The sequence below is a fragment of the Mycobacterium sp. genome, from assembly GCF_035697385.1.
GTDB lineage: Bacteria > Actinomycetota > Actinomycetes > Mycobacteriales > Mycobacteriaceae > Mycobacterium.
The window spans coordinates 1-6,601 of record NZ_DASSCY010000158.1; the positions used below are offsets into that span (position 1 = coordinate 1).

Consider the following 6,601-nt stretch of genomic DNA (forward strand, 5'->3'; position numbering starts at 1 on the left):
CTGACGCATGGTGGGCCGCTCACCGATCTCCTCGGCGACTTGCGCTATCGCGGTGTCGGCCACATCGGCGAGTTCGGCCTCGGTCAGCGGGGTGGGCAGGTACTCGTCGATGATCCGCGCCTCGGCGTGCTCGGTGGCGGCCAGCTCGCCGCGTCCGTTCTGCGTGTAGATCTCGGCCGACTCGCCCCGCTTCTTGGATTCCTTTGCCAGCACCTTGAGAACTTCGGCATCGGTCAGCTCGCGCGACTGCGCCCCGGCGAGTTCCTCGTTGCGGACCGCCGTCATCAGCATCCGCAAGGTCGCGGTGCGCAGCTTGTCCTGCGACTTCATCGCCGTTGTCAGATCTGCCCGCAACCGGTCTTTGAGTTCGGCCATGGGCCAAACGGTACGCCGCGCTGCCAAGGCGTCCCCGACGATCACGTTGTCAATTCGCACCATGATCGACAGGATGGTGGCCATGAGCAACGACGCCGGCGGGTCGCAAATGTCCGGCCCGCCGCCGCCAGGCTATCCACCACCCGGCTATCCCCCGCCGGGCTATCCCTATCAACCACCGCCTGGATACCAGGGTTACCCACCGCCGGGTTATGGCCCACCACCCGGTTACGGCCCACCGCCGGGATATGCGCCGCCCGGGTACGGCCCGCCGCCTGGCTACCCCGCACCCGGGTATGCGCCGGCCGGCTATGGCCCCCCGCCCGCACTCAAACCCGGCGTGATCCCGTTGCGGCCGCTGAGCCTGGCCGACATCTTCAACGGCGCCGTTTCCTACATCCGGGCGAACCCGAAAGCGACGCTGGGCCTGACCACCATCGTGGTGGTCACCGCGCAGCTGCTTGCGCTCATCCTGTCGGTGGGCCCGCTTGCCGTCAGCGGACAGCTCGAGCCCACGCTGCTCGCCGACACCGGCGACGAGATGCCGATCGGCGTTCTGATCGGAACGGCGGCGTCGAGCCTCGCCGGAACGCTCGCGACCTGGCTGTCCTCCATCCTGCTGAGCGGCATGCTGACGGTGGTCATCGGCCGGGCTGTTTTCGGCGCACGCATCACCATCGGCGAAGCGTGGCAACGACTTCGCGGTCGGGTGTGGGCGCTGCTCGGCTTGGCAGTGCTTGAGGTGGTGGGTGCGCTCGTCCTCGTCGCAGTCGTGATCGGCGTCGTCTTCGGTATCGGATTCGGCATCGACGGTGTCGCCGGCGTCGTCGTCGGAATTCCGCTGGGACTTGGCCTGATCGCCGCATTGATCTACCTGAGCACCATGCTGCTCTTCGCGCCATCGATCATCGTGCTGGAACGGCTCGCCATCGTCCCCGCGATCGTGCGGTCGTTCAAGTTGGTGAAAAACGACTTCTGGCGTGTGTTCGGCATCTGGCTGCTCGGCACCATCGTGGCCGAAGTGATCGCAACGGCGGTCGCGGTGCCGTTCAGCTTCACCGGCCAAATCATGCTGATGGCAGGGTCGTCCACCACGATGTTGCTGATCGCGCTTGTGTTGATCACGATCGGCGGCGCGGTCAGCCAGATCATCGCCGCGCCGTTCAGCGCCGGTGTCGTGGTGCTGCTGTACACCGATCGACGCATCCGCGCCGAGGCGTTCGACCTGGTGCTGCAAACCGGTGCCGGATACGAACAGGGCGCGTCGCCAGATTCCACGGACCATCTGTGGCTGACCCGCCAGACGTGACGTGCCTGCGATAGACATCGACCGCGATGCCGCCCACGAAGCCGCGCAGCGCGAACTCGGAAAACCGATCTACCCCAAGGCTTCACTGTCCGAACGCCTGATGGACTGGATCAGCGAGCTGCTGTACAAGCTCATGGTCGAGGGCTCATCGGTACCGGGCGGCTGGTTCACCATCAGCGTGCTGCTGACCCTTGTTGCCGTCGCCGTGATAGTCGCCGTGAGGATCGCCCGCCGGACCATGCGCACCAACCGGGGCGGCGGCTACGCACTGTTCGGCGACCATGAGCTCAGCGCCGCCGAGCACCGCGCCACCGCCGAACAACACGCGGCGACGGGCAATTGGTCTGCGGCCATCCGGCACCGACTCAGAGCGGTCGCCCGCCAGCTGGAGGAAAACGGCGTTCTCGACCCCGTTCCCGGCCGCACAGCCACCGAGCTGGCCCGCGACGCCGGGCGGGCGGTACCGAACCTTGCCGCCGAATTGGTCAGGGCTGCAGACGCTTTCAACGATGTAACCTATGGCGAGCGCCCCGGCACCGAGTCGGCCTACCGGATGATCGCCGACCTCGACGAGCACCTACGACGTCATACTTCATCGCCCGCCGCCACTGCCTCCGCGCCTGCGGCTCCCGGAGGCTGGGCAGAAGTACGATGACCCAAGCAGATTCAGCCGTCGGCCCCACCGTTGCGCAGCGGTGGCGCGGCGCACGTTGGGTGCTCCTCGCGATCGTTGTGATCGTCGGCGTCGCGGTGCTCGGCGCGTACCTGACCGCACCACGCCCAGGCGGCCGAATGGATGCGACCTCGACATCGCCGGACGGGGCGCGTGCGCTGGTCACACTGCTTGGCGACCACGGCGTTGACGTCATCGTCGCCGACAACGTCGCAGGGGTCGAAACGGCCGCGAGTCCCGACACGCTGATCCTGGTGGCACAGTCGTCCAGCCGGATCGACGACGATCTGCTGCGCCGGCTGGCAGTCCTGCCCGGCGATCGGCTGCTGGTGGAGCCGGTTTCGCGGACACGCGAAAAGCTCGCGCCGGAAATCGAGCTCGACGGCGCCACCTCGTTCGGCGGCGCGGAGCCCGACTGCGACCTGCGAGAGGCGACCCGCGCCGGTACGGTTCAGTTCGGTCTGAGCGATTCCTACGAAGCGGCAGGTGACGTAGCGCTGACGCGGTGCTACGACGGCGCACTCGTCCGCTATTCCGACGGTGAACGAACCGTGACCGCCGTCGGCACCGCCGATTTCATGACCAACTCCGGCCTGTTGGAAGAGGGCAACGCCGCGCTCGCGATGAACCTCGCCGGCACACACCCGCGCGTGATCTGGTATGCACCGCAGCGCAGTGAAAGTGAATCCGAAGGCGGGGCAACGATTTCCGAACTCATCCCGGACCGCGTCATCTGGATCGTCGTGCAGCTGTGCCTGGTAGTCGCGCTGCTCGCGGTGTGGAAGGGCCGGCGTATCGGCGCGCTGGTCGCCGAGCAGTTGCCCGTGGTGGTGCGGGCGTCGGAGACCGTCGAGGGCCGCGGCCGCCTCTACCGCTCCCGGCGCGCCAGCGACCGCGCCGGCGAGGCGTTGCGCACGGCCACCTTGCAGCGGATGCTGCCCCGGCTTGGCCTCGGCCACAACTCGGCACCGCCCGCGGTGGTGCAGGCCGTCACCGAACGCTGCGGCTTGAACCCGCAAGCGGTGGCGCACACGCTTTTCGGCCCGGCACCGGCCACCGATGCCGACTTGGTAATCCTCGCGAACGAACTCGACAACATCGAAAGGCAGGTCGCACAGTCGTGACTCAGCCAACCGCTCAGACAACCTCATCCGACACCGGAGCCGCCCCGGCGGCGACATCAGACTCCGCGCGTAATGCGTTGCTGGAGTTGCGCGGTGAGATCGCCAAGGCCGTCGTCGGTCAGGAGGCGGTGGTGAGCGGTCTGGTCATCGCACTGCTGTGCCGTGGCCATGTATTACTCGAGGGTGTCCCAGGAGTCGCCAAGACACTGCTGGTGCGCACACTTGCGGCCGCATTGCAGCTGGAGTTCAAGCGGGTCCAGTTCACGCCCGACCTGATGCCTGGCGACGTCACCGGCTCACTCGTGTATGACGCGCGCACAGCAGAATTCGAGTTTCGCTCGGGGCCGGTGTTCACCAACCTGTTGCTGGCCGACGAGATCAACCGGACACCTCCCAAGACGCAGGCCGCACTGCTGGAGGCCATGGAGGAACACCAGGTCAGTGTCGAGGGCGAGGCCCGGCCGCTGCCCGACCCATTCATCGTCGCGGCGACCCAGAACCCGATCGAGTACGAAGGCACATATCAGCTGCCTGAGGCGCAACTCGACCGGTTCCTGTTGAAGCTCAACGTGCCACTGCCGCCGCGCGACCAGGAGATCATGATTCTCGATCGGCACGCGCGCGGTTTCGATCCCGGTGACCTGTCCGCCGTGCGGCCCGTGGCCGGTGCCGCCGACCTTGCTGCCGGCCGCAAGGCGGTGCGCCAGGTGCTGGTTGGCGACGAGGTGCTCGGCTACATCGTCGACATCGTCCGCGCAACAAGGAACTCCCCTTCACTGCAGCTAGGTGTATCACCTCGCGGTGCGACGGCGCTGCTGGCCACGGCCAGATCATGGGCGTGGCTGTCCGGCCGCACCTACGTCACCCCCGACGATGTCAAGGCGATGGCACGCTCGACACTGCGGCACCGGATCGGGCTGCGGCCGGAGGCCGAACTAGAGGGCGCCAACCCCGACGGCGTACTGGAGGGCATACTCGCGGCCGTGCCGGTGCCACGGTAATGATCCTCACCGGCCGCGTCGGCCTCATCGCGCTGTTATGCGTGCTGCCGATCGCGTTCTCGCCATGGCCGGCAATTGCTTTCGTCGCGCTGCTGGCTGCGCTCGCATTGGTGATCGTGATTGATGTGGCGCTGGCGGCCGGCACGCGCAGGCTGAGCTTCACACGATCCGGCGATACGACCGCGCGGTTGGGCCAGCCGGTTGACGCGATTCTCGTCGTCGAAAATGCTTCGAGCCGACGTTTGCGCGGCCAGGTGCGCGACGCATGGGCCCCCAGCGCGCGGGCCGAGCCGCGCTCACACCCGGTCGATATCGCTGCAGGACAACGTGTCCAGCTCGTCACCCGGCTACGGCCGGTTCGTCGCGGCGATCAGCGCTCGGCGCTCGTCACCGCCCGGTCAATCGGGCCGCTGGGCCTGGCCGGCAGGCAGAGTTCGCACCAGGTGCCGTGGCAGATCCGCATCCTGCCTCCATTCCTGTCGCGCAAGCACCTACCGTCGCGGCTGGCCAAGTTGCGTGAGCTCGAAGGCATGACGCCAGTGCTGATTCGCGGTCAGGGCACCGAATTCGATTCTCTGCGTGAGTATGTGGTCGGCGACGATGTCAGATCCATCGACTGGCGCGCCACCGCGCGTCGCGCCGACGTGGTGGTACGGACGTGGCGGCCCGAGCGCGACCGGCGAGTGGTGATCGTGCTCGACACCGGCCGCACGTCGGCGGGGCGCGTCGGGGTCGACCCCACCGCGAGCGACCCTGGCGGATGGCCGAGGCTGGACTGGTCCATGGACGCCGCGCTGCTTCTTGCCGCGCTGGCCTCGCGCGCCGGTGACCACGTCGATTTCCTTGCCCACGACCGGGTCTCACGTTCCGGTGTGTTCAACGCGTCGCGCACCGAACTGCTCGCGCAGCTGGTCGAGGCGATGGCTCCGCTGCAGCCTGCGCTGATCGAATCCGACGCCCGCGCAATGGTGGCCGCTGTGCAGCGGCGAATCCGGCAACGGGCGTTGGTGGTGCTGCTCACCGACCTCAACGCGTCCGCGCTCGATGAGGGCTTGATGACGGTGCTGCCCCAGCTGTCGGCGAAGCATCAGGTGCTGCTTGCCGCCGTCGCCGATCCGCGCGTCGATCAGCTTGCCGCCGGCCGTGCCGACGCGGCCCAGGTGTATGACGCAGCGGCGGCCGAGCGGTCCCGAAATGATCGGCGGGCGATCGCGTCGCGGTTGCGGCGCGCAGGTGTGGACGTGGTTGACGCGCCACCCGAAGAGTTGGCGCCCGCGCTGGCCGACCACTACCTGGCGATGAAGGCCACCGGCCGGCTCTAGCCGGTGGGCACCAAATCAGGCGCGTCGTCGACGTCGCCGGTCTCCCCCGCACGGGCCGCCTTGCGTCCAAAGTGGAATATGTAAGCCAGAAAAGCGATTTCGGCTGTGACCCCGATTCCGATGCGGACCGCTGTGGGCAGCGCCGACGGCGTCACGAACGCCTCGATCAGCCCGGCCACCGATAGCACCACCAGAAGCCCGACCGCGACGGCGACCACCGCGCGGGCCCGTTCGGCCAGCACCTGGCCTCGCGGCCGGTTGCCGGGCGATACCACCGACCAGCCCAGCTGCATCCCGACGGCGGCTGCCAGGAACACCGCGGTCAGTTCGATCAGCCCGTGAGGCGTGAGCAAGCCAAGGAAAACGTCGGCCTTGCCTGCGTCGAACATGAACGCCGCGCTCCCGCCGAGGTTGGCGGCGTTCATGAAGAGGACATAGGGGATCGGAATTCCCAGCAGGATGGCGGACGCGATGCACTGGGCCGACACCCAAAAATTGTTGATCCACACCTGCAGCCAGAAGGACCCAGCCGGGTTCTCGCTGTAGTAAGCGGCGAAGTCGTTGTTGACCAATTGGTCGATCTCGCTTGGCGTTTTGAGGGACGCCTGCACCTCGGGGTTGCCGGATATCCACACGGCGATCACCGCGCTGACGAAGAAGAACGCGACGGCCGTCCCCAGCCACCAGCGCCACGACCGGTAGGCGACCACGGGAAACGACACCGTCCAGAACCGCACGAACTCACGCCACAGCGGCGCGTGCGCACCCGTCACCACCGAGCGGGCCTGTGCCACCAG

7 protein-coding genes are annotated in these 6,601 nt (G+C 67.5%); 5 read left to right on the top strand and 2 right to left on the bottom strand.

Annotation, left to right across the window (positions count from 1 at the left end; genetic code table 11):
• Positions 1 to 375 (bottom strand): GatB/YqeY domain-containing protein (locus VFH65_RS13265; RefSeq protein ID WP_353322111.1); only part of this gene is annotated, 375 nt, incomplete at its 3' end.
• 82 nt (positions 376 to 457) lie between these two features.
• Between VFH65_RS13265 and VFH65_RS13270 the strand changes: the two genes are divergently transcribed.
• The 5 genes from VFH65_RS13270 to VFH65_RS13290 are packed head-to-tail and all read left to right on the top strand — an operon-like array spanning position 458 to position 5,804.
• A complete protein-coding gene (locus VFH65_RS13270; protein WP_353322123.1) occupies positions 458 to 1,684 on the top strand; it encodes a hypothetical protein in 1,227 nt (408 codons plus the stop codon).
• 1 nt (position 1,685) lies between these two features.
• Positions 1,686 to 2,339 carry a DUF4129 domain-containing protein gene (locus VFH65_RS13275; protein WP_353322113.1) on the top strand — a complete coding sequence of 218 codons (654 nt, stop codon included), beginning with the start codon at positions 1,686 to 1,688 and terminating at the stop codon, positions 2,337 to 2,339.
• Positions 2,336 to 3,481, top strand: coding sequence for a DUF4350 domain-containing protein (locus VFH65_RS13280; RefSeq protein WP_353322115.1), 1,146 nt, complete (start codon positions 2,336 to 2,338; stop codon positions 3,479 to 3,481). The genes VFH65_RS13275 and VFH65_RS13280 overlap by 4 nt, the downstream gene beginning before the upstream one ends.
• The gene (locus VFH65_RS13285) at positions 3,478 to 4,482 is read left to right on the top strand and encodes an AAA family ATPase (protein WP_353322117.1); all 1,005 of its coding nucleotides are present in this window, start codon (positions 3,478 to 3,480) and stop codon (positions 4,480 to 4,482) included. The genes VFH65_RS13280 and VFH65_RS13285 overlap by 4 nt, the downstream gene beginning before the upstream one ends.
• Complete coding sequence (locus VFH65_RS13290; RefSeq protein ID WP_353322119.1) at positions 4,482 to 5,804, top strand: DUF58 domain-containing protein; 1,323 nt, start codon at positions 4,482 to 4,484, stop codon at positions 5,802 to 5,804. Before VFH65_RS13285 ends, VFH65_RS13290 begins: the two co-directional genes overlap by 1 nt.
• Here VFH65_RS13290 and VFH65_RS13295 read toward each other — a convergent pair.
• A partial coding sequence (locus VFH65_RS13295; protein WP_353322121.1) for a stage II sporulation protein M occupies positions 5,801 to 6,601 on the bottom strand: 801 nt, incomplete at its 5' end. The genes VFH65_RS13290 and VFH65_RS13295 overlap by 4 nt on opposite strands.